Annotated in this window: 25 protein-coding genes, 1 tRNA gene and 1 other RNA gene; 7 read left to right on the top strand and 20 right to left on the bottom strand. The window is 65.8% G+C overall.

All coding sequences use genetic code 11. The features are described 5' to 3' along the window. Positions 1-89: 89 nt before the first annotated feature. From ssrA to prfB, 5 genes are all read right to left on the bottom strand, one after another. Positions 90-464, bottom strand: a transfer-messenger RNA (tmRNA) gene (ssrA, locus tag BMW72_RS06595). 141 nt (positions 465-605) lie between these two features. Next, positions 606-1,082, bottom strand: a complete 477-nt coding sequence (gene smpB / locus BMW72_RS06590) for an SsrA-binding protein SmpB (RefSeq protein WP_092108491.1) — start codon at positions 1,080-1,082, stop codon at positions 606-608. 86 nt (positions 1,083-1,168) lie between these two features. Further along, positions 1,169-2,083 carry a permease-like cell division protein FtsX gene (gene ftsX / locus BMW72_RS06585; RefSeq protein ID WP_092108489.1) on the bottom strand — a complete coding sequence of 305 codons (915 nt, stop codon included), beginning with the start codon at positions 2,081-2,083 and terminating at the stop codon, positions 1,169-1,171. Next, positions 2,080-3,249: a cell division ATP-binding protein FtsE gene (ftsE, locus tag BMW72_RS06580; RefSeq protein ID WP_092108487.1), complete on the bottom strand. Its 1,170-nt coding sequence runs from the start codon at positions 3,247-3,249 to the stop codon at positions 2,080-2,082. The genes ftsX and ftsE overlap by 4 nt, the downstream gene beginning before the upstream one ends. 77 nt (positions 3,250-3,326) lie before the next feature. Continuing rightward, positions 3,327-4,439 carry a peptide chain release factor 2 gene (gene prfB / locus BMW72_RS06575; protein ID WP_092108485.1) on the bottom strand — a complete coding sequence of 371 codons (1,113 nt, stop codon included), beginning with the start codon at positions 4,437-4,439 and terminating at the stop codon, positions 3,327-3,329. Positions 4,440-4,479: 40 nt separating this feature from the next. Between prfB and BMW72_RS06570 the strand changes: the two genes are divergently transcribed. From BMW72_RS06570 to BMW72_RS06560, 3 genes are all read left to right on the top strand, one after another. Beyond that, entirely contained in the window at positions 4,480-5,847 is a 1,368-nt protein-coding gene (locus tag BMW72_RS06570; protein WP_092108666.1) for an MFS transporter, read from the top strand. 309 nt (positions 5,848-6,156) lie between these two features. Next, positions 6,157-6,594 (top strand): nitroreductase family deazaflavin-dependent oxidoreductase, encoded by a 438-nt coding sequence (locus BMW72_RS06565; protein ID WP_092108483.1) that lies wholly within the window; start codon positions 6,157-6,159, stop codon positions 6,592-6,594. Between the two features lie 2 nt (positions 6,595-6,596). After that, entirely contained in the window at positions 6,597-7,259 is a 663-nt protein-coding gene (locus BMW72_RS06560) for a pentapeptide repeat-containing protein (protein ID WP_241983903.1), read from the top strand. A gap of 32 nt (positions 7,260-7,291) precedes the next feature. On the opposite strand, the gene BMW72_RS06555 is transcribed toward BMW72_RS06560, so the two are convergent. From BMW72_RS06555 to BMW72_RS06510, 11 genes are all read right to left on the bottom strand, one after another. Beyond that, on the bottom strand, positions 7,292-8,176 hold the full coding sequence (locus BMW72_RS06555; protein ID WP_092108481.1) for an EamA family transporter: 885 nt from the start codon (positions 8,174-8,176) through the stop codon (positions 7,292-7,294). A gap of 77 nt (positions 8,177-8,253) precedes the next feature. After that, a complete protein-coding gene (locus BMW72_RS06550; RefSeq protein ID WP_092108479.1) occupies positions 8,254-8,526 on the bottom strand; it encodes a hypothetical protein in 273 nt (90 codons plus the stop codon). Positions 8,527-8,790: 264 nt separating this feature from the next. After that, positions 8,791-9,237: a pilus assembly protein TadG-related protein gene (locus tag BMW72_RS06545; protein ID WP_092108477.1), complete on the bottom strand. Its 447-nt coding sequence runs from the start codon at positions 9,235-9,237 to the stop codon at positions 8,791-8,793. Then, positions 9,234-9,692: a hypothetical protein gene (locus BMW72_RS06540; protein ID WP_092108475.1), complete on the bottom strand. Its 459-nt coding sequence runs from the start codon at positions 9,690-9,692 to the stop codon at positions 9,234-9,236. The genes BMW72_RS06545 and BMW72_RS06540 overlap by 4 nt, the downstream gene beginning before the upstream one ends. Continuing rightward, entirely contained in the window at positions 9,667-10,098 is a 432-nt protein-coding gene (locus BMW72_RS06535; protein ID WP_244151237.1) for a TadE/TadG family type IV pilus assembly protein, read from the bottom strand. Before BMW72_RS06535 ends, BMW72_RS06540 begins: the two co-directional genes overlap by 26 nt. An 8-nt stretch (positions 10,099-10,106) precedes the next feature. Beyond that, positions 10,107-10,283, bottom strand: coding sequence for a hypothetical protein (locus BMW72_RS18665; protein ID WP_166787722.1), 177 nt, complete (start codon positions 10,281-10,283; stop codon positions 10,107-10,109). Between the two features lie 40 nt (positions 10,284-10,323). Further along, positions 10,324-11,271 carry a type II secretion system F family protein gene (locus BMW72_RS06530; protein ID WP_092108471.1) on the bottom strand — a complete coding sequence of 316 codons (948 nt, stop codon included), beginning with the start codon at positions 11,269-11,271 and terminating at the stop codon, positions 10,324-10,326. A gap of 13 nt (positions 11,272-11,284) precedes the next feature. Continuing rightward, positions 11,285-12,142 carry a type II secretion system F family protein gene (locus BMW72_RS06525; RefSeq protein ID WP_092108469.1) on the bottom strand — a complete coding sequence of 286 codons (858 nt, stop codon included), beginning with the start codon at positions 12,140-12,142 and terminating at the stop codon, positions 11,285-11,287. Then, complete coding sequence (locus BMW72_RS06520) at positions 12,139-13,371, bottom strand: TadA family conjugal transfer-associated ATPase (RefSeq protein ID WP_092108467.1); 1,233 nt, start codon at positions 13,369-13,371, stop codon at positions 12,139-12,141. Before BMW72_RS06520 ends, BMW72_RS06525 begins: the two co-directional genes overlap by 4 nt. 148 nt (positions 13,372-13,519) lie before the next feature. Continuing rightward, the gene (locus tag BMW72_RS06515) at positions 13,520-14,335 is read right to left on the bottom strand and encodes a 3-hydroxybutyrate dehydrogenase (RefSeq protein ID WP_092108465.1); all 816 of its coding nucleotides are present in this window, start codon (positions 14,333-14,335) and stop codon (positions 13,520-13,522) included. A 98-nt stretch (positions 14,336-14,433) separates the two neighbouring features. Further along, a complete protein-coding gene (locus tag BMW72_RS06510; RefSeq protein ID WP_092108463.1) occupies positions 14,434-15,840 on the bottom strand; it encodes an MFS transporter in 1,407 nt (468 codons plus the stop codon). A gap of 160 nt (positions 15,841-16,000) precedes the next feature. Here BMW72_RS06510 and BMW72_RS06505 point away from each other — a divergent pair, with 160 nt between their 5' ends. The 4 genes from BMW72_RS06505 (at position 16,001) to BMW72_RS06490 (ending at position 18,560) form a co-directional block, all read left to right on the top strand. Continuing rightward, a complete protein-coding gene (locus BMW72_RS06505; protein ID WP_241983901.1) occupies positions 16,001-16,936 on the top strand; it encodes a LysR family transcriptional regulator in 936 nt (311 codons plus the stop codon). 10 nt (positions 16,937-16,946) lie between these two features. Beyond that, positions 16,947-17,028 (top strand) — tRNA-Leu (locus tag BMW72_RS06500). Between the two features lies 1 nt (position 17,029). Beyond that, a complete protein-coding gene (locus tag BMW72_RS06495; RefSeq protein ID WP_092108459.1) occupies positions 17,030-17,704 on the top strand; it encodes a DedA family protein in 675 nt (224 codons plus the stop codon). A gap of 121 nt (positions 17,705-17,825) precedes the next feature. Beyond that, positions 17,826-18,560, top strand: a complete 735-nt coding sequence (locus tag BMW72_RS06490; RefSeq protein WP_174721745.1) for a DedA family protein — start codon at positions 17,826-17,828, stop codon at positions 18,558-18,560. A 21-nt stretch (positions 18,561-18,581) separates the two neighbouring features. Here BMW72_RS06490 and BMW72_RS06485 read toward each other — a convergent pair whose 3' ends face one another. The 4 genes from BMW72_RS06485 to murI form a co-directional block, all read right to left on the bottom strand. Continuing rightward, entirely contained in the window at positions 18,582-19,490 is a 909-nt protein-coding gene (locus BMW72_RS06485; RefSeq protein WP_092108454.1) for a cation diffusion facilitator family transporter, read from the bottom strand. A gap of 81 nt (positions 19,491-19,571) precedes the next feature. After that, complete coding sequence (gene rdgB, locus BMW72_RS06480; protein WP_092108452.1) at positions 19,572-20,168, bottom strand: RdgB/HAM1 family non-canonical purine NTP pyrophosphatase; 597 nt, start codon at positions 20,166-20,168, stop codon at positions 19,572-19,574. After that, positions 20,165-20,911, bottom strand: a complete 747-nt coding sequence (gene rph / locus BMW72_RS06475) for a ribonuclease PH (protein WP_092108450.1) — start codon at positions 20,909-20,911, stop codon at positions 20,165-20,167. The genes rdgB and rph overlap by 4 nt, the downstream gene beginning before the upstream one ends. A gap of 9 nt (positions 20,912-20,920) precedes the next feature. Continuing rightward, positions 20,921-21,778, bottom strand: coding sequence for a glutamate racemase (murI, locus tag BMW72_RS06470; RefSeq protein WP_092108660.1), 858 nt, complete (start codon positions 21,776-21,778; stop codon positions 20,921-20,923). Positions 21,779-21,786 lie beyond the last annotated feature (8 nt).

The following is a 21,786-nucleotide window of genomic DNA, read 5'->3' as shown; positions in this document are numbered from 1 at the left end:
GGCGCGTAAAACAGCTCAGGCCACCCACTGAACCTAATGGTCAGTGAGCGGCCTGATGAAAGCCACAAAACAGCGTGTGACAGAACCGATGGTGGAGATGCGGGGAATTGAACCCCGGTCCACTGCTGTGGTCATATGCCTTCTACGGGTGTATCCAGTGAAGTCGCTTTCTCGGCCCCGGAATTTGCCACTGGCATCTACTCCGACAGGCCCAGCCTTCGTTTAAGTCCCTCTACACCCCGTGGCTCAATGTAGAAGCAATCTCTCTAAATGGCGTCAGGATCCGGGTAGAGAGCATTCCCGGTCTGGCGGACTTCTTTAGTGCTTTCGCTTAGGCAGCGAGAGCGAAGTCAGTGCGCTTTGAATTGGCACTTATTGTTTTGCAGAGATCGTTTACGAGATAACCCTGCATCCTCGACCCGCTTCTCACAATTGCGCAAACAATGTCGAAACCGATCATCCCCATACACATCGGAGCCCGCGTCATAATCAACACCGCGTTGATAAACACCGGGCCGGCGATGGGTTCGTGTCACACGCTGTTCAGTTACCAAACCGCACATTTCGGTGCAGCCCTCCATCTTACAACAGACCGAGCGAGCTGGCTAGTCGCCGAGGTGGCGCTGCGCCGACATCGCGCGGTCCGATTCGCGCTTGTCGGTGCGTTCGCGCAGCGTCTGGCGCTTGTCGTACTCCTTCTTGCCCTTGGCCACGGCAATCTCCACTTTCGCCCGTCCGTCGGCGAAGTAGATGCGCAGCGGAATGAGCGTGTAGCCGCCCTCTTTGGTCTTGTGGCTGATCTTCACGATCTCCTTCTTGTGCAGGAGGAGTTTGCGCTTGCGGCGCGGCGGGTGGTTGGTCCACGATCCGCCGGAATATTCCGGAATGTGCACCGCATCCAGCCAGGCTTCTCCGCCCTCGATGAAGGCGTAACCGTCGACGAGGGTCGCCCGGCCGGCTCGCAGGGACTTCACCTCGGTGCCGCTCAAGACCATCCCGGCCTCGTAGGTGTCACTGATGAGGTAGTCATGTCGGGCCTTGCGGTTGGTCGCCACGACTTTTTCGCCACGTTCCCTGGGCATGGTTCACCTCGATTCAGATTCGTCAAGCGGATGCCGCCGGCCGATCAGGCAGACAGCCCACCAGTCTAGCGGCATCCGCTCGAGGACTAGACCTTGAGGTAGCGGGTGATCGCGAAGTTGGCCGAGAACGCGGCGAGCACCGCACCGACCACGAGCAGGATGGGCACCACGACGAGCGCATCGTCCATGCCGACCAGGGCGAAGCCGGTGAGCCTGGCCCCGAGGTAGCCCTGCACGAAGAAGTAGACGAGTGCCACGATCGCGCCTCCCGCCAGCAGCGATCCGAGCAGGGCGGCAAACACGCCCTCCAGAATGAACGGCGTTTGAATGAAGCGGTTGCTCGCACCCACCAACCGCATGATTCCGAGCTCCCGACGCCTCGAGAACGCCGACAACCGAATGGTTGTGGCAATCAGCAGCGCCGCCGCGATCAGCATCAACCCGGCAATACCGATGGCCGTGTAGCTCGCCACATTGAGCACGGAGAAGATCTGGTCAAGATATTTACGCTGGTCAGCAACATTTTCGACGCCGGCGACTCCCGACAGGCTTTCCACCAGCACCGCGGACTGGGCCGGATCCTGCAGATTCACCCAGAAGGTCTGGTTGAGCTGGTCGGCCGTGACGTAGTCGGCGACCGGGTTGCCGGCGAACTGCTTCTTGAAGTTCTCGAAGGCCTGCTCGTGCGTCTCGAAGTAGTAATTGTCGATGAATGACGCGAGGGTCGGCGATTTCAGCTGCGCCTCAACGGCGGCGATCTGCTCCGGCGAGGCATCGCCGCCGGTGCAGGTCTCCCCCGGCGAGATATCGGAGCACATGTAGATGCCGACCTGCGCCTTGTCGTACCAGAAGTTTTTCATCTGGCCGATCTGCATCTGCATGAGCACGGCGGCGCCGACGAAGGTCAGGGAGATGAAGGTCACGAGCACGACGGAGACGACCATCGAGGCGTTCCGCCGCAGGCCGTTCGCGGCTTCGGAGAGCACTAGTCCGATCCTCATCGGGTCGGCCCCACGTTCTGCTCGCCCGTTTGATCGGGTTTCTCTCCCGGCGCTCGCAGGCCGAGTTTCTCGGCGAGCGTGAGCTGCTCCGGGTCATCGTTCGCGGCGACCGGCAGCACCGGGCGCGTCATCGGCGGCACCGGGGTGGCCGGGGTGGCCGGGGCCGCCTCGGCTGTCGAAGGCTGCGGCGAGGCGGCGAATGGTGCAGCGAGCGGGGTACCCGGGGCCGGCGCGACCGGTCCGGTCGCCGCGGCGACCGCGGCCGCAGCGGCCTGGTGCAGCGACACGGAGGTCTCCGGAACGGGAGCCGAGGGGTGGGTCAGTGCCGGTTCGGGCTCGGCAGCAGCCGCGGGCCGGGCGTAGACCGGCAGGGCCGGCGCCGGGGCGCCGGCAGGGGCATCCGCTGACGCAGTGGAAGTGGAAGCGGCAGTGGCAGCGGCAGTGGCAGTAGCAGTGGAGGAGGGAAGAATGGTGGGGATGGACGCGGTGGCGTAGCCGCCCTGGCGTTCGTCACGCACGATCTCTCCATTGACCAGTTCGATCACCCGGCGCTGCATCTTGTCGACGATGCCGGCCTCGTGGGTGGCCATGATCACGGTGGTGCCGCCGGCGTTGATGCTCGCGAGCAGTGACATGATCTCGGCGCTCGTGGTGGGGTCGAGGTTTCCGGTGGGCTCGTCGGCGAGCAGAATCTGCGGTTTGTTCACGATGGCGCGGGCGATGGCCACGCGCTGCTGTTCACCACCGGAGAGCTCGTGTGGCAGGCGCTGGGCTTTTTCGGCCAGTCCCACCATCTTGAGGGTGTCGGGTACGGCTTCCTGAATGAAGCCGCGGCTCTTGCCGATGACCTGCAGGCTGAAGGCGACGTTGTCGAACACTGTCTTGTTCGGCAGCAAACGAAAGTCCTGAAAGACCACACCCATGTTGCGGCGAAAGTAGGGCACCTTGCGGTTGGAGATCGACCGCAGGTCCTGGCCCAGCACGTGAATGCTGCCGCTGGTGGGTTTTTCCTCCTTGAGCACGAGCCGCAGGCAGCTCGATTTGCCCGATCCGGAGGCGCCGACCAGAAAGACGAATTCGCCTCGCAAAATCTCGACGTCGATCGAGTTCAGTGCCGGCCGAGAGGTGCCGGGATACTTCTTGGTTATGTGATCAAAACGGATCATAGCTCTTAGAGCCTAGGCATCCGCGGGCGTTTTCCCTACAGCGACATACCCGCAGGGACCAAGCCTCAGCAAGCCCTTTAGTCTTCCGGTGCTTTCTTACGCCAGCGGATGCCGGCCGAAATGAATCCGTCCAGGTCACCGTCGAACACGTTGCTCGGGTTGTTCACCTCGTACTCGGTGCGCAGGTCCTTGACCATTTGGTAGGGCGCGAGCACGTAGCTGCGCATCTGGTCGCCCCAGCTGGCAGTGATGTTGCCGGCGAGTTCCTTCTTGGTCGCGGCTTCCTTCTCGCGTTCGAGCACGAGCAGGCGCGACTGCAGCACGCGCATGGCGGCCGCCCGGTTCTGGATCTGGCTTTTCTCGTTCTGGCAGCTCACCACCGTGCCCGTGGGCAGGTGGGTGATGCGCACGGCGGAGTCGGTGGTGTTGACCGATTGGCCGCCGGGGCCGCTCGAACGGAACACATCGACGCGGATATCCCCGTCGGGCACCTCGATCGACTCGGTCTGTTCGATCAGCGGAACTACCTCGACCGCGGCGAAGGAAGTCTGGCGTTTACCGGCCGAGTTGAACGGGCTCATCCGCACCAGGCGGTGCGTGCCGGCCTCAACGCTGAGCGTGCCGAAGGCGTAGGCGGCGTCGACCTCGAAGGTCGCGCTCTTAATGCCGGCCTCTTCGGCGTAGCTGATGTCGAGCACGCTCGTGCGCCAGTCGTGCTGCTCGGCATAGCGCAGGTACATGCGCAGCAGCATCTCGGCGAAGTCGGCGGCGTCCACTCCCCCGGCGCCGGCGCGAATGGTGATGACGGCGTTGCGTTCGTCGAACTCACCGTTGAGCAGGGTCTGCACCTCGAGCTCGCCGAGCAGCTTTTGCAGGCTCGCGAGTTCCACCGTTGCCTCGTCGGCCAGTTCCTGGTCGCCCTGGCCGTCGTTGGCCATCTCCACCAGGGTCTCGAGGTCGTCGAGCCTGGTGGTGATGCTCTCGATGCGCGCGAGCTGCGACTGCCGGTGGCTGAGATCGCTGGTCACCTTCTGGGCGTGCTCGGTGTCGTCCCACAAATCGGGCATGCCGGCCTCACCGCTGAGGTCGTCGATGTCCGCGCGCAGTCGATCGATGTCGATCACCGAGCGGATGTCGCCGAACGTGGTCCGCAGCGCGGCGATCTGTACTGAGAAATCCAAGTCAATCATGTTCTGTTCAGCCTACCGGGCTGGCGTAGCATCGACTCTGATGAGCAATACGCAGCGCCCCCTCAACCTGCGGTCCATCGCCCTGACCGCGTTTCTGCCCACCCTGCTGTTCTCGGTCGGCGAGGGCGCAATCATTCCGCTCATTCCCCTGGTCGCCAATGACCTCGGCGCCACGCTCGCCGTCGCCGGGGTGATCGCCGCCATGATCATGTTCGGCGAACTGGTCGGCGACATTCCCAGCGGCTGGATCGTCGCCCGCATCGGCGAGCGCAACTCCATGATCTATGCCTCGCTGGTCACGATCGGTGCCGTCATCATCTGCATCGTCGCGCCGAGCCCGCTCGTACTCGGCCTCGGCATCTTTCTGATCGGCATCGCCACCGCCGTCTTCGCCCTCGCCCGACACGCCTTCATGACGAGCTACGTGCCGCTGGTCTACCGGGCCCGCGCCCTGTCCACCCTCGGTGGAGTTTTTCGGGCCGGCTGGTTCGTCGGCCCGTTCCTCTCCGCCGCGCTCATCCACCTCACCGGCAGCACCCAGGCGGCGTTCTGGGTGTTCATCGTCTGCTGCGTTCTCGCCGTCGCGACGCTGGTGATCCTGCCCGATCCCACCCGGGGCCTGGCGACTCCGGGTGCCGGTCCGGCGCGGGCTGGCTCGGAGCAGGCCGGGTCTGGGCGTTCCGGTCCGTCGCGGGCTGGCTCGGAGCAGGCCGGGTCGGAACGTTCCGGGTCGGAGCAGGCTGGGTCGGAGAACGCGGCATCCGCTTTACCGGATGTCGCCACGTCCGGCACCGCTGCCGGTCTCTTTCAGACCATCCGCGCCCACCGCGGCGTGCTCGTGCGCCTCGGCACCGGCGCCGCGCTCGTCGGCGCGATGCGGGCCAGTCGCACCGTCATGCTGCCGCTCTGGGCGGTCAGCATCGGGGTGAGCGCGCCCGACACGGCCCTGATCATCGGCATCGCCGGCGGCATCGACTTTCTCTTGTTTTACGTCAGCGGCCAGATCATGGACCGCTTCGGCCGCATCTGGAGCGCCGTGCCGTCGATGATCGGACTCGGCCTCGGCCACGTCGCGCTCGCCTTCACGCACGACCTGCCGAGCACCGTGGGTTGGTTCATCGGCGTGGCGATGTTCCTCGCCCTGGCCAACGGCATCGGCAGCGGCCTGCTCATGACCCTCGGCGCCGACCTCGCTCCGCAGCGGCATCCGGCGCCGTTCCTTGGTGCCTGGCGGTTCACCGCCGACTTCGGCAGCGCCGCAGCTCCGCTCGCCGTGGCCGGCATCACCGCGCTCGCCTCGCTGTCGATCGCGAGCGGCATCATCGGGGTATTCGGACTGTTCGGCGCCGTGCTGCTCGGCCGCTACATCCCCCGCTTCGCCCCGCACCGCCCACGCAGCCTGCTCTAGCCTCCCCGTTCCCCGCCCTCTCATCCCCCGCCCCGCCCCATTCCCTCACTCAGCCTCTTCTCTTCCCCTCACTCCCCCTCGCTCCCCCCTCATTCCCCTCCCCCTGTGGCCCGTCCCCTGTGGCTAATTCAGGAAAATCTGTCGCATCTTGTCGGCCCGGCCCGTAGTCCCGCACCTGAGGACTGGCCGCACGGCCGGATCTCCTGAACTAGCCACGAGAATAACCCGCCAGCCCAGGACGCGCCGGCCCACGACCCGCCAGCGACGTTGGCGCGGAATGTTCTCGCCAGCCCGGGCGTTGGAGCGACCATGCCCCTCATCGGAGAATACGAACCAAGCACCTCCCAGTGGGTGCGCGACCAGGTCGACCAGATCGAGAAGTCCGGCGGTATGGAGGGCACGACCCTGCGCGGCATGCCCGTCATCGTGTTGACGACGGTCGGCGTGAAGAGCGGCAAGCTGCGCAAGGCCCCGCTCATGCGGGTCGAGCACGACGGCCGGTACGCCGCCGTTGCCTCCCTCGGTGGCAGCCCCAAGAACCCGGTCTGGTACGCGAACGTCGTGGCGCACCCCGAAGTCGAGCTGCAGGACGGCCCGCAGAAGTGGGACATGCGTGCTCGCGAGGTCACCGGTGACGAGAAGGCCGTCTGGTGGGAACGCGCCGTGGCCGCGTTCCCCGACTACGCCGCCTACCAGGTCAAGACCGACCGCGAGATTCCCGTCTTCGTGCTTGAACCCCTCGCCTAAGGGTGGCGAAGCCCAGCACCCGCACCCGCCACGCCTCCATCGACCGCATCACGCTGCCCGACCTCGACGAGGCCGACGGCTCCCTCCTGCGCTCCGGCGATGCCCGTGAGGCCGAGCGGTACACAAACGTTGACCTCGATGGCCGCGACCTCACCGGCATCTCCTTCGGCGAGTGTGAATTCAGCACAGCCTCCCTGCACGAGACCAGGCTGCGCGGGGCATCCTTTTCGGAGTGTCTCCTGGCCGACCTGCACGCGCCGGTGTTCAGCGCGCCGCGCTCCAGCTGGCGGGACGTGCGCATCGAGCACGCCCGGCTCGGTTCGGTCGAGGCGTACGAGGCGACGTTGCGCTCGGTGCACATCGACGGCTCCAAACTCGACTTCGTGAACCTGCGCAACGCGACCCTCACCGATGTGCTCATCAGCAACTGCATCATCGAGGAGCTCGATCTCGGCAGCGCCACCGTGCAACGCCTTGAACTGCAGAACTGCCGCATCGGCACGCTCGATGCGGGCGGGGCCAGGCTCAAAGACGTCGACCTGCGCTCGAGCGACTTCTCGGCGGTGCACGGCCTCGAGGGCCTGCGCGGTGCCACGATCGACGATGCCCAGCTGAGTCTGCTCGCCCCGCTGCTCGCCGCCCACCTCGGCCTGCGCGTCGAATAGCCCGCCGACGAGCGGATGCCGGGGAGCCCGCCCTAGGGGATCGCGGTCGCGGTCAGCTCGAGGTCAGACGTCGGGCGGTCGCGCTGGGTCGCGATCGCCGCTCCGGCGGCGACGCAGACGACGACGATGGCGATCTGCTGCAGCAGGGTGAAGGTCTCGCCGAGCACGAGAGCGCCGAAACCGGCCGCGATCACCGGGCCGAAGCTCGTGATGATCGCGTACAGCCGCGGGCTGATCCGTCGCAGAATGTAGGTGTCGAGCGTATACGGAAAGGCCGAGGACACGATACCCACGAGTACCAGCAGCCCGACCACGCCCCAGGTGAAGACCGAGAGATCGAGGGTGACCAGCGCGATCGGTACCACGATGATGAGGCTGACCACGCTCGCGATCGAGATGCCCTCAAGCCCGGCGAATTCCGTCGCCACGCGGCGGGTCAGCACGATGTAGCAGAACCAGGCGGCCGCCGCGGTGAGCGCGAGCACGATGCCGAGCGGGTCGAGCGTGCCGTCCGACCAAGTCAGTAAGAACACGCCCCCGGCGGCGGCCGCTGCGCAGACGAAGTCCAGGATGCGGCGGCTGGTCACCAGGGCGAGAGCGAACGGCCCGAGAAATTCGATCGTCGCCGCGACGCCGAGTCCGAGCATGCTGACGGCCTGGTAAAAGCTGAGGTTCATGACGGCGAGCACGACACCGAGGGCCAGCGGTGGCCAGGTGTGGGCCCAGGTCAGGTTTCTCAGGCGGGGCCGGGCCAACGGCAGCACCACAATGACCATGACGATCTGGCGGGCCGCGACGACGAGGGGCGAGCCGACGACCGGAATGAGCAGTCCGGCCAGTGACGACCCGAAGTTGATGCTGACCTCGGTGGCTAGCTGCGCTCCGGCGCCGCTCAACTTCTCCCGCTGGGTACGCACACTGCTCCTGTCGGCGCCGTCCGGGCACCTCTCGACAGTACCGCTCGCGGCATCCGCTCGAGAAATGCGGAGGCCGCCTACAGCGCCAGCGGAACGAACTGGTATTCGCTCGTCAGGTGCTCGTGTTGGCAGGCACCGCAATAGAGCACACCGGAGACCCGCATGGCGTCAACCCGCGAGCAGCACTGGATCACCTTGGGGCCGCAGCAGGGGGAAATCACCATGTAGCCGCCCGATTCGGCCGGATCGTGACCGCTCAATCCGCGATCGTGATGCACGCCCTCGCAGGGCAGAAGAGAGTCGAAGTCGAGCTGTTCGACAACCCGATCGTCCAGTAGTACATTCATCATTTCGCAGCCGATCTCGGTGGTACTCAGCCGCCATCCTGGGCCACGTCATCCGGCGGCGACCAGCCCGGGTGAACGACGACCGAGGGTCGCCAGCACTACCAACCGGGGACCGGGGCTGGCACGAGGGTCGACGTCGGTACCAAAGCGTGAAGCCTCCTACGAGGTAGGAGGCTTCATGTCGACTACGTGTCTGTGTATAGTACGCTTTCATCCTGAAATTACCAGTGCCACTTTGCGTGCACCTACTTCGCGGACCGGGACCGGCTAGTGGAACACCGCACGGGAGACCACCGTCACCTCGAGCGGCACACCGTCGGGGACCACGAGCGTGAGTACCGGCGGGCGCCACCACGAGCGCAGCGTCACCGACGCGCTCTGCCCGTCAGCGGATGCCGCGCTCGTCACCGACAGCGCCTCGAACGAGTCGTGGGGCACGAGGCGCAGATACTCATCGACCGCGGCCGCCACGTCATCCGAACGCAGCCGGGGCCGTGGCCCGGCGACGCCGACCTGCACCGCATCCAGGGTGAACGCCTCGGATCCGGCGAGCGCGGCCCCATCGGCGAAGCTCAGCAACCGTTTGTGTTCGAGATAGAGCGACGTCGCCGACAGGGCCACGAGCACGAGGCAGAGCGCCAGAAAGCCGTAGAAGATGACGAGCAGCAGGGTGGATCCGTCCTGGTTCGATGTGTGCGGTCGGCGCCCGGTCATCCGAGGCCGCCGAACCTTGACACGATCTGGGTCGACGCCGCCGTCATTGGAATGCTCGCGCTCTGGTTCACGGCGAGCAGGTCGGGGACCAGCGGCAGAGTGATGCCGATGCGCACGGTGACCGTCACGAGGCCCCGACGGGTCAGGCAGTGACTCGCACCGCCGGCGCAGTCGATCTGCACCTCGGCATCACCCGGGTCGAGGCCGTAGTCCTCGAGCGCGAACGCCACCGCACGGTGGGCCCGCGCGGTGGCGGTGACCGCATCCGGAGACTGCACATAGACGCGGGCTGCCTGTCGGGCGGCGCCCTCCACGGCGAGCGCACCACCCTGCAACGCCGATAGCGCCAGTACCAGGTAGACCAGCGGAACCAGCAGGATCAGGCCCGCCGTGATGAACTCGAGCGACGCCGAACCCGATTCCGAGCCGCTACTCGAGCGTTTCGACCGCGGCACGAGCGACCACCTCCAACCCGCGTGGGGCCCCAAGCAGTCCCATCAGCGGCAGCGGCGCCCTCACCCGCACTTCGACCGTCGGGTATCCGGCGCTCACCCCGTGCTGGGCGGTGACCTCGGAGGCATAGCTCGCCCCGATGGCCGTCGTGATCAGGTCGCGTGTGCGTTGGGCTCCCGCTGCCAGGTTGCTGTCGGCGAGCGTGGCATAGCGGGCCCCCTCGGCGGCGGCGTCGAGCACGGTGTTGCGAATGTGCAGCGCGAGGGCGAGTTGCATGACCATGAGCGTCAGGAAGGTCAGAAGCGACACCACCATGACGAATTCGGCCACGACGGACCCCGCCTCGCCGCGCTGCCGGTGAGGGCGCAGCCGGGCGAGGCGCAGCATCCGCTCGCAATGCGGGTACATGCCGAAGGTCAGAAACTGCTGACGCGGTCCATGGCCTGCTGGAACACCCCGCTGAGGGCGGGGCCGGCGAGTGCCCAGATGATCAGAACCAAACCAGCGGTCATCAGGGTGATCAGCACCCAGCCGGGTACATCGCCCGTTTCATCGCGAAGCAGGCGGTTGAAGCGAAGCATCATTCGGGTCATCTCATTCTCTTTTCTTGAGGGGTGGATGGTGCTGTGGAAATCAGAACCCGGCCTGAAGCACAACGAGTCCGGGGAAAACAGCGAACAGAACGGTCATCGGAAGAATCAGGAAGACCAGCGGCACAAGCATCGCCACTTCTTTTTTGCCGGCCAGTTCCAGCAGCGTGCGCTTGGTCTGGTCGCGGGAATCCTGCGCTTGCGCCCGCAAAACCTCGGCGAGCGGCGACCCCCGGTCCAGGGCACCGGTGACCTGGTCGACGAACCGGGTCACCTCCGGCAGCTGGATGTCCCGTGACAGCGTCTGCAACGCCGCCGCGATCGGAACCCCGGTGTGCACATCGGCGACCACCCCGGCGAATTCCCGCGACAACTCCCCCGAACTCGTGCGCGACACCCGGCGGATCGAATCCAGGATGCCTTCCCCCGCCGACAACGACAGGGTGAGGAATTCCAGAATGGTCGGCAGTTCACTGCGCATGCGGGCCAGTCGTGCGGCCGCTGCCCGCTGGAGCAGCCAATCCCGCAGCATGGCGCCACCAAACGAGGCCACGAACGGTAGGGCAAGGCGGGCGGGCAACAGCAGGTCCGGCAGCACCACGAGGGTGATCACCGTTCCGGCAGCGAAGGCCAGCAGGGCCCAGACGAGCTGAACAGAGCGAAATTCCAGGGCTGTCTTCGCCGACCCCGACTGGTGCAGGCGTCGCGCAATGGTGTCGCTGCCCCCGAGAAGACTCGACAGCCCCCGCGTGAGCGTACGCACCAGCGGCGCGAACAGGCTGCCCAGCACCGGGATCGGGTTCACCGTTCGCCGAGCCTGAACGCGGCGCGCTTCCGGGGAAATGTCGAGGATGTACGGCACCACCCGGTCCATCAGGCGCGGCCGGGTCAGCCGTGGCGTCAGACTCACGAGCGACCACAGCCCCACTCCGAGGGCGCTCCCGCACAGCACGGCCCACCCCAGGGCCGACGAACCCAGCGCGGCGCTCATCGGCCGCGCCGGTTCACGAGAACCACCGGCGTTCCTCGGGCAGGCGACCGAGGGCGATCATCACGCGATACGCGATGACCGACAGCGCGAGGCCGCTCGCGATCACGACGACACCGGCGGGCGAGTTGTAGGCGATGGCCGCTTCGGGACGCGAAGCGAGGAGCACCAGAATGATCCACGGCGCGGCGACTCCCAACCGGGCCGCGTTCACCACCCAGGACTGGCGGGCTTCCACTTCGAGCCGCACGGCGGCATCCTGGCGCAACCAGGCGGCCAGGCTGCGCAGCACGACGGTGAGGTCGCTGCCGCCGACCTCCCGCGCCATGCGCAGGGTCTCCAGAATGCGATCGGCGACCGGGTCGGCGAGGGAACGTTTGAGTTCGTCGACGCAGTAGCTGAAGTTGCCGGTGGCCCGGTACTCGCGCTCGAATTGCGCAAACGCCGTGCGGGTCGCGGCCGGCCCCGCCTGCGCGAGGCTGCTCACGCTGTCGGGCAGGGCCAGCCCGGAACGCAGCGCCGACACCAGGTGGTCGACGACATCGGGCCACACGGTGCGGTTGGCCCGACGCCGCGCTGCCGACCGCCACGACACGATCAGCCACGGCAACAGCAGCCCGGCCAGTCCGGCGACCGCACTGAGCGCGAGAACAGCGAAGATTCCGTGCATCAGTGCAGCGGATGCCACCCCCACGATCACCGACAGCGCCAGGAACGCGGGCACCGGCACCGCCCGCAGCCCGCCCTGAGCCAGGCGCACCCGCATCCGTTCCCCCACTCCGGCCCGCCTGGTTGCAGAATTCGCCGGCCAAAGGAACGGGGCGAGCACCAGCACCAGCCCACTCCCGAGTAGGCACCCCAGCACGAGAGTCATGCGGCTCCCTGCCGCAACACCGATGCCGGGTCGACGCCGGCCGCACGAAACTTGGCGAGTTTGGTGGGGTGGGAGCCGGTCGGTTCGAGGTGGCCGTGTGGCGACAGGAACAGGGGGCTCGCCTCGATGGTCGAGCCGGCGAGCTGGCCGCTCGGTGCGATGATCTCGGTGACCCGGCGGCGGCCGTGCCGATCGATCTCGCAGTGCACCACGATGTCGATACAGCCGGCCACCGTCGGCAGCACAAACGACGAGTCGATGTTGCGACCGGCCAGCAACGGCAGCGTTGAGAGCTTCGCGAGCGCGTCCCTGGCACTGTTGGCGTGAATCGAGCACATGCCGGGCAGTCCGCTATTCAGAGCGATGAGTAGGTCGAGGCTTTCGGCTTCGCGCACCTCACCGACCACGAGCCGGTCTGGACGCATCCGCAGTGACTCCTTGATCAGCCGCCGCAGGGTGATCTCCCCGGTGCCCTCGAGGCTCGGCTGCCGGCACTGCATCGCGACCACGTCACGGGCGGAGAGGTCGAGTTCGAAGGTCTCCTCCACCGTTACGATACGTTCGCCCGGCCGCGTCGAGGAGAGCAGGGCGTTGAGCATCGTGGTCTTGCCGGTCTGGGTGGCTCCGGACACCAGAATGTTCTGGCCGCCCAGCACACAGATTCGCAGAAAATCGGCGGCCTGCTGGGTGAGGGCGCCCAGCCCGACGAGCTGGTTCAGATCACGGATGCGCCGGGTGAACTTGCGAATATTCACCGCCCAGTATTTGCGCGTTATGTCGGGGATCACCACGTGCAGCCGGGAACCGTCCGGCAGCGAGGCGTCGACGAAGGGGGACGAGAGGTCGACTCGGCGACCGGATGCCTGCAGCATCCGCTCGACCAGGTCACGAACGTCTTGTTCGCCGAGCAGCAGCGTGGTCAGTTCGGGTACCCCGTCGCGTGCCACGAACACCCGCGCTGGGCCGTTGATCCAGATCTCTTCGATCTCGGGATCGTCGAGAAACGGCTGCAGTACGCCGAATCCGGTCAGCGCGGCGACGACCTCGCGGGTGGCCTGCTGCTCGTCGGCGATCATCGGGGCGCTCCCGCCGAGCGCCCGCTCACTGTAGCGGCGCAACTCGTCCCGCACGTACTGCTCCACCAATGCGTGGTTGGCCGCGAGGTCGACGCCCTCGCGGCGCACCCGCTGGCGCACCTGATCTGTGATGATACGAACGGCTTCGGTCATCCCCGCATGATGGCCTTATTTACCGATCTTCGTGCGATCTCTCCACAGGGCTTGTGTCTTGGCCTCCTGACCAGCAAAAATACCGACGGCAAAAAATAGGTCGCAACGGATGCCGGGGCATCCGTTGCGACCTAAGGCAGCGCTTGTGCTAGCGGGCCGACCATCCGCCGTCCATCGTGTAACTCGATCCGGTGACCATTGCGGCGTCGTCGGAGGCGAGCCAGGCCACGAGGGAGCCGACCTCGGATGGTTCGACCAGCCGTTTGATCGCACTCTCGGTCAGCATGATCTTGCTGAGTACCTCGGCCTCCGGAATGCCGTGCACAAGGGCCTGGTCGGTGATCTGCTTCTCCACCAGCGGCGTGCGCACATAGCCGGGAGCGACGCAGTTGCTGGTGACCCCGTACGCGCCCCCCTCGAGGGCAGTCACCTTGGACAGGCCCTCCAACCCGTGCTTGGCCGAAACGTAGGCGCTCTTGAACGGGGAGGCTCGAATGCCGTGCACCGACGACACGTTGATGATTCGCCCGAACTTTGCCGCGTACATCTGCGGCAGCGCCGCCCGAATCAGCAGGAACGGTGCCTCGAGCATGAGGGTGAGAATGTTGTGGAAGTCGGCCGGATTGAAATCCTGAATCGGGTTGATGCGCTGGATTCCCGCGTTGTTGACCAGAATATCGACGCCGTGCAGCGCGGTCGCGAGGGTGTCGTCGGTGAGGGCGTCGGTATCCATCAGGTTGACGGTCCAGATTGATCCGCCCACCTCGTCGGCCAGGGCGGTGGCACCCGCGGTATCGATGTCGGCGACCACGACGTGCGCGCCGCGGGCGGCCAGCGCCCGAACAACGGCGGCGCCGATGCCGCTCGCACCACCGGTAACGAGGGCGCGACGCCCGGTGAGGGGCTGCTCGGCCGTTCGGACGGGCACGGTGCTAGTGCTGATGGCGTCGGTGAGGTCAGTCATGGTGTTCCTTTGATCGCGTGATCGCTGCGGGAAGGGTCGGCGAGAGGCGGGGTGCCGTCGACACCCCGCCTCCTGCGAGCCGGGTTACTTGAGCCGGGTCAGTTGCCCGTGCCGACGGGCTCGAGCCCGTGCTTGCGGGCGTCCACGGCGTCGACCTCGCGCAGTGACACTCCCTTGGTCTCCTTGAGGGTGACCACGGCAACCACGGTGATGGCGCAGGCGATCATGATGTAGATCGCGACCGGAACCCAGGTGTTGTACTCCTGCAGCAGTGCGGCGGCGATGATCGGTGCCATCGATCCGGCCAGAATCGACGTGACTTGGTAGCCGAGGGATACACCCGAGTAGCGCATGCGGGTCGGGAACATCTCGGCCATGATCGCGGGCTGACCGGCGTACATCAGGGCGTGGAAGCAGAGGCCGACCGTCACGGCGAGAATGATCAGCACCGGGTTCAGGGTGTCGAACATCGGGAAGGCGAAGAATGCCCAGCTGGCACCCAGCACAGCTCCGGCGAGGTAGACGGGCTTGCGACCGAGGCGGTCGGACAGCCGGCCGACCTGCGGAATCACGATGAAGTGCACGACGTGGGCAATGAGCAGGGCGACCAAGAGCTGGCCGGTGTCGTACTCGTGCACTGTCTTCAGGTAGACGATCGTGAAGCTTACGATGATGTAGTACAGGATATTTTCGGCGAAGCGCAGTCCCATGGCTCCGAGGATGCCCTTGGGGTACTTCTTCACGACCTCGAGCACGCCGTAGTTGACGGCCTTCTCGGCCTCAACCTGGGCACGGGCCTCGAGGAAGATCGGTGCTTCGCTGACGTGCGTGCGGATGTAGTAGCCGATCACGACGATGATTGCGGAGAGCCAGAACGCTACCCGCCAGCCCCAGCTGAGGAACTGTTCGGGCGGAAGGATCCAGGTCATGGTCAGCAGTACGAGGGTGGCGAGCAGATTTCCCACCGGAACGGCGGCCTGGGGCCAGCTCGACCAGAAACCGCGGGAGGCGTTCGGGCTGTGCTCGGCGACAAGCAGAACGGCGCCGCCCCATTCGCCACCGACGGCGAAGCCCTGAATGAAACGGAGGGCAACGAGCAGGGCGGGTGCCCAGTAACCGATGGTGTCGAAACCGGGCAGGCAGCCCATGAGGAAGGTAGCGGCACCGACCATGATGATCGTCACCTGCAGGGTGTGCTTGCGGCCGAGTTTGTCACCGATCTGGCCGAACACGATGCCACCGAGCGGGCGGGCGATGAAGCCCACCGCGTAGGTGAGGAAGGCCGCGATAATTCCGTCGAGTTCGCTGCCGGCGTTCGGAAAGAAGACGGTGCCGAAAACCAGGCTCGCGGCAGTGGCGTACAGGAAGAACTCGTACCACTCCACGACCGTTCCGACCATGGAGGCGGCGACGATTTTCTTGAGGCCGGATTTTTCGGTTTCACTACCGGCGCTGCGAGCGGCCTTACCGGAACCGGCAGTCCCCACGCGTTGATTGACACTCATTGTCTGTCTCCTTTGTGTCGTCGATGACACGTACTTGGCCTGAGAGGTGTGCGGGAAGAAATTGGTCGTTCTAACAGAAGCACGACTTGACTGAGTATTCCCGCAGGACGGGCGGGCAACAAGAGCCAAAACGACAGAGCCCATGTGCATAATTGCAGATATGACCTTTCCGCCGGCTGGCACCGCCCCCACTCCCGATGACCTGCTCATTTTTCTGGCCGTCGCGCGCACCGGGCGATTCACGACCGCGGCGGAGAGCCTGGGGCTCAACCACACCACCGTGTCCCGGCGCATCGCCGCCCTGGAAAAGGCTCTCGACGGTCGTCTGCTGGCCCGCGCCCTGGGCGGCTGGGAGCTGACCGAGCTGGGGCTGCGCGCCCGCACCGCGGCAGAGGGGGTGGAAGCTGCTGTGACTCTGCTGCGCGGTTCCGAGGACGACGCCCAGCAGCTTTCCGGCGTCGTGCGTATGTCGGCTACGGACGGCTTCAGCGCCTACATCGCTGCTCCGGCCGTTGCCGCTCTGCAGCGACGGCATCCGCTGTTGCGGGTCGAAATCGTCACGGTCACCCGGCGCGCCCTGCAGCACCGTTCGGGACTCGACATCGAAATCGTCGTCGGCGAACCTCAGGTGCACCGGGCGGAGTCGATTCTGCTCGGTTACTACAACCTCGGCATGTACGCCTCCCGCCGGTACTTGCAGGGGCACGGCACCCCGACCACGATTGCCGAGCTGACCGAGCATCCGCTGGTCTATTTCGTGGATTCCATGCTGCAGGTCGACGATCTCGACGCGCCGCGGCGATTGGTGCCAGCGATGCGTGAGTCGCTCAGTTCCACCAACGTGTTCGTGCACGTGGAAGGCACCCGGGCGGGTGCCGGAATCGGTTTTCTGCCCTGTTTCATGGCCGATCAGCATGCGGATCTGGTGCGTCTGCTGCCCAAGGAGTTTCAGGAACGGCTGCCGTACTGGATGGTCGTGCGCAGCGAGTCGTTGCGACTGCCGGCGGTGGCAGCGCTCGTGGGAATGATTCGCGCCCAGATGGAATCGTTCTCGGCAGCGCTGCTCGGCGACGGCAGACCCAGCCACGTAGACTAGGACCACACCGGCGGGAGTGGTGGAATTGGCAGACACGCAGGATTTAGGTTCCTGTGCTTTCGAGCGTGGGGGTTCAAGTCCCCTCTCCCGCACATGGTCCAGATTTCAGCACTAGACAGCACGTTGAACGACGTTCTCTCGCACACGGGAGCCGTTTTGTTCTACCTGCTCATTTGGGGTCTGGTGTTCGCCGGTACGGCACTCTTTCTGGGCGTGTTCATACCGTTCATCACCGGGGACTCGCTCTTGTTCGGTTCCGGGCTCGTCGCCGCCTCCACCGGCAATATCAACATTGTGATCCTGGTGATCGGCACCGGCATTGCGGCGTTCCTCGGCGACCAGGTGGGTTTTCTGCTCGGCCGCCACTACGGTCGCGGCTACCTGGAGCGGCACGGCGGCCGACGCACCCAGGCCGCGGTCCTCAAGACCGAGTCGTTCTATCGCAAATTCGGCTGGTGGTCGGTAGTCGTCGCCCGGTTCATGCCGTGGGCCCGGGTGTTCGTTCCCGTCGTCGCCGGCGTCGGCCGCATGAACTATTACAAGTTCCTCTCCAGCAACCTGCTCGGCGCACTGTCCTGGGGGGTCGGGCTCACCCTCACCGGCTACTACGCGGCGACGATTCCCGGCGTCAAGAGTGCGGCCTACATCATCGCGGGGGTACTCATCACGGCCTCGATCGTGGTGGGGTTTCGCACCTGGCGCCTCGACCGCGCGCAGCGCAGAGCGGATGCCGCCGCCTGCGACGACGCACCCCTCTTCGTTCCCTGACCACCCCGATTCGGGGGTGTGACGACGGGCACTTTCTCACGATTAGGCGATACCCTGTGTCTCGCCACCCGCCGTCGTAACCCGATCGTCTGCCCGCACGCCAACAGGAGCTGACTCCGTGATTCACACCGCTTTGATCCCCTGGCTCGACCCGACCCAGATCATTGAATCGGCCGGTCCGTGGGCCCTTCTTGTCGTCTGCGCGATCGTCTTCGCGGAGACCGGGCTGCTCGTGGGTTTTCTGCTGCCCGGAGACACTCTGCTCGTCATCACGGGCCTGCTGGCTTTTCCCGCCGCCGGTGTCATCCAGATCGATATCTGGTGGGTTGCCCTGGCCATCGGATTTGCCGCGTTTCTGGGCGGTGAAGTCGGCTACCTGATCGGGCATAAATTCGGTCCGCGCGTTTTCGAGCGTAAAGAATCCGGCTTGTTCAGCATCAAAAACGTCGACCGGACCAATGCGTTCTTTGTGCGCTTCGGCGGCGTTGCCGTGATCGTCGCCCGGTTCGTGCCGATCGTGCGTACCTTCGCACCGGTGGCGGCCGGCGTCGGCCATATGGATTACCGCAAGTACACCCTGTACAACCTGATCGGGGCGCTGCTCTGGGGCGCCGGACTGACCTTTGCCGGATACTTTCTCGGCTATATTCCGCCCGTGGCCGATTTTGTCACGACGTACATTGACCTGATTCTGCTCGGTGCGGTCGTCATAACCCTCATTCCCACGGTGTACCACTACGTGCTGTCGGTCGTGAAGGCGCGTCGGCTCCGCGGACAGCTCACCGCCGCTACGGGCAGCCACCTGCTCGACCCGGAGACGTTCAACACCAACCATGACGGGCGTCACGAGGCCTGATCGGGTCAGCCTCTGAATCAGTCAGCGGTGCTGGTGGTCTTCGTGTTCGGCGTGCTCGGCCGGTTCCAGCTGAAAGGTGGAGTGGGCGACGTCGAAGTGCACGGCGAGGCACCCGCACAGCTCGTCGAGCAGGGCGTCGGTGCCGGCCGCGAGTACGGTCGGCTCGACGACGATGTGCGCGGTGAACACGTGGGCCCCGCTCGTCATGGCCCAGACGTGCACGTCGTGCACGGCGACGACGCCGGCGGTACCGAGCAGGTGACGCCGAATCTCCGTCACGTCGGTGTCGGCCGGGGTGGACTGACTGAACACCCGAACGACGTCGCGCAGCAGAAGGTAGGCGCGCGGCACGATCATCCCGGCGATGACGAGCGAGGCGACGGCATCCGCTTGGGCGAAGCCGGTGGTGAGAATGATGATGGCGGCGACGATGACGGCGACCGATCCCAACGCGTCGCCGAGCACCTCGAGGTACGCGCCGCGCATGTTGATCGACTTGGCGGCGGCGGGACGGAGCAGCACCATCGCGGCGAGATTGGCGGCGAGCCCGATGACGGCGACGACGAGCATCGGGGTGCCGAGTACCTCGGCGTCACTCGCACTGATCAGCCGAGTGATCGCTGCGACGGAGACGACACCGGCGACGACGATGAGGATCAGCCCGTTGATGAGGGCACCGAAAACCTCGGCGCGTTGAAAGCCGAAGGTGGCCCGGTCGGTGGCCGGCCGCGCCGCCACCATCGTCGCGGTCAACGCCACGATCAACCCCAACAGATCGGACAGCATGTGGCCGGCATCGGCGAGCAGGGCAAGCGAACCGGTGAGCCAGGCTCCGATCACCTCGAGCAGCAGCACCGCTGCCACGATGCCGATTGCGATCGACAATCGCCGCCGGTTCGATCCGGTGCCGTGCGCGTGATCATGGCCCATGGCTCAAGGTTAGGGCTGCGCCGGGTCGCTCGCCAGCCGCGCGTCTAGTTGGGAATGAGTGCCGTTCTCAGCGCTCGACGGCTACGAGCCGAGCACCTCGCGCAGCATCGGAACGAGGCCCTCGAAGGCGATCGCCCGATGGCTGACCTGGTTCTTGACGTGCGCCGAGAGCTCTGCGGCCGAGATCGCGTAGCCCTCGGGCAGAAAGATCGGGTCGTAGCCGAAGCCGTTGGCACCGGCCGGTTCGAACAGAAGCTGCCCCGGCCACTCACCGGTCACGGACCGCTCGGTGCCATCGGGCAGGGCGAGTGCCGCCACACAGGTGAAGTGGGCGTCGCGGTGTTGCTCGGGAACGTCGCTGAGCTGCCAGAGCAGCAGGCGCAGGTTCTCGCCGGCGTCTTTGGCCGGCCCGGACCAGCGCGCCGAAAAGATGCCGGGAGCCCCGCCGAGAATATCGACGCAGATGCCCGAGTCGTCGGCGATCGCCGGTAGCCCGGTTTGGGCGGCGGCTGCGCGCGCCTTGATCAGGGCGTTCTCGGCGAAGGTGGTGCCGTCTTCGATGGGTTCGGGGCCGTCATAGGCGAGCACCTCCACGCCCGGCAGCTGAGGAGCCAGGATGCGCCGCAACTCTTCGACCTTATGGGCGTTGTGCGTGGCGAGAACGATCTGCACGCTCAACGCTCCCGAGCCATGGTCAGCGCACCGGTCTGAAACTCCGTCAGGGTGACGGCGCCCTTGAGGGCGAGGTCGAGCAGCGTGTCGAGTTCGCTGCGGTCGAACGGTGCAGCTTCGGCGGTGCCCTGCACCTCCACGAACTTGCCGCGTCCGGTCACGACGACGTTCATGTCGGTGTCGGCACGCACGTCTTCGGTATAGGCGAGATCGAGCATCGGAACCCCGGCGATGATTCCGACGGAGACAGCCGAGACGCTGTCGAGAAGCGGCTGCGCCTTCTGGGCGATGAATTTCTTCGTGCGTCCCCATTCGAGGGCGTCGGCGAGGGCGACATACGCGCCGGTGATGGCCGCAGTGCGGGTGCCGCCATCGGCCTGCAGCACGTCACAGTCCAGAACGAGCGTGTTCTCGCCCAGCGCCTTCATGTCGACGACCGCGCGCAGGCTGCGACCGATCAGCCGGCTGATCTCGTGGGTGCGGCCACCGATCTTGCCCTTGACCGATTCGCGGTCCATACGGCTGTTGGTCGAACGCGGCAACATCGAGTATTCGGCGGTGACCCAGCCCTTGCCCTTACCGCTCATCCAGCGCGGAACGCCGTTGGTGAATGACGCCGTGCACAGCACCTTGGTGCGGCCGTAGGAGATCAGCGCCGAACCTTCAGCCTGGTCGCTCCAGCCGCGCTCGATGGTGATCGGGCGCAGTGCGTCGTTGGTGCGGCCATCGGCGCGCAGGATCTCAGTCACGGTGTACTCCTAGTGGTTCGGGTGCAGCGGGGAAAAGGTGGGCGTTGCCAGCGCGCTGAGGTTGAGGGTGCCGGTCTCGATCAGGTCGACCCGGCTGACCTCCGGTCCCATGAGGCGGTGGGCGAGGGCGAGAAAATATTCGGCACTGTCGCCGGTGGCCTCGTAACGGTAGCTGGGCGGGCTCGTGCGTGCGCGCTCCAGGCCCTGGCCGACCAGCACCCGGTAGACGTCGTTGGCGGTTTCGGTGTCGCTTGAGACCAGGGTGACGCCTTCTCCCATGACATAAGAGATGGCGCCGCGCAGAAACGGATAGTGGGTGCATCCGAGCACGAGGGTATCGACCTCGGCTGCACGCAGCGGTGCCAGGTATTCTTCGGCGACGGCCAGCACCTCGGCGCCGGTCGTGACGCCGGCTTCGACGAACTCGACGAATCGTGGGCAGGCCTGGCTGATTAGGGCAATCTGGGGCGCTGCGGCGAAGGCATCGTTGTAGGCACGAGAGTTGACGGTGCCGAGGGTGCCGATGACGCCCACGCGCTGGTTACGGGTCGTTGAAACGGCACGTCGCACGGCCGGCTGGATCACTTCGATCACGGGCACGCTGTAGCGTTCCCTGGCATCCCGCAGCATGGCCGCCGACGCTGTGTTGCACGCGATGACGAGCATCTTCACGTCTTGCGCCACGAGATCATCGAGCACATCCAAGGCGAATCCACGCACGTCGGCGATCTTCTTCGGTCCGTACGGCGAGTGGGCCGTGTCACCGATATAGAGAATGGATTCGTTGGGCAGCTGGTCCTTGATCGCCCGGGCGACGGTCAGGCCGCCGACTCCGGAATCGAAAATACCAATCGGTGCATCCGTCACGGAGATCA

The sequence above is a fragment of the Cryobacterium luteum genome, from assembly GCF_900110125.1.
Classification (GTDB): domain Bacteria; phylum Actinomycetota; class Actinomycetes; order Actinomycetales; family Microbacteriaceae; genus Cryobacterium; species Cryobacterium luteum.
This window is presented reverse-complemented; position numbering and strand designations above follow the sequence as displayed.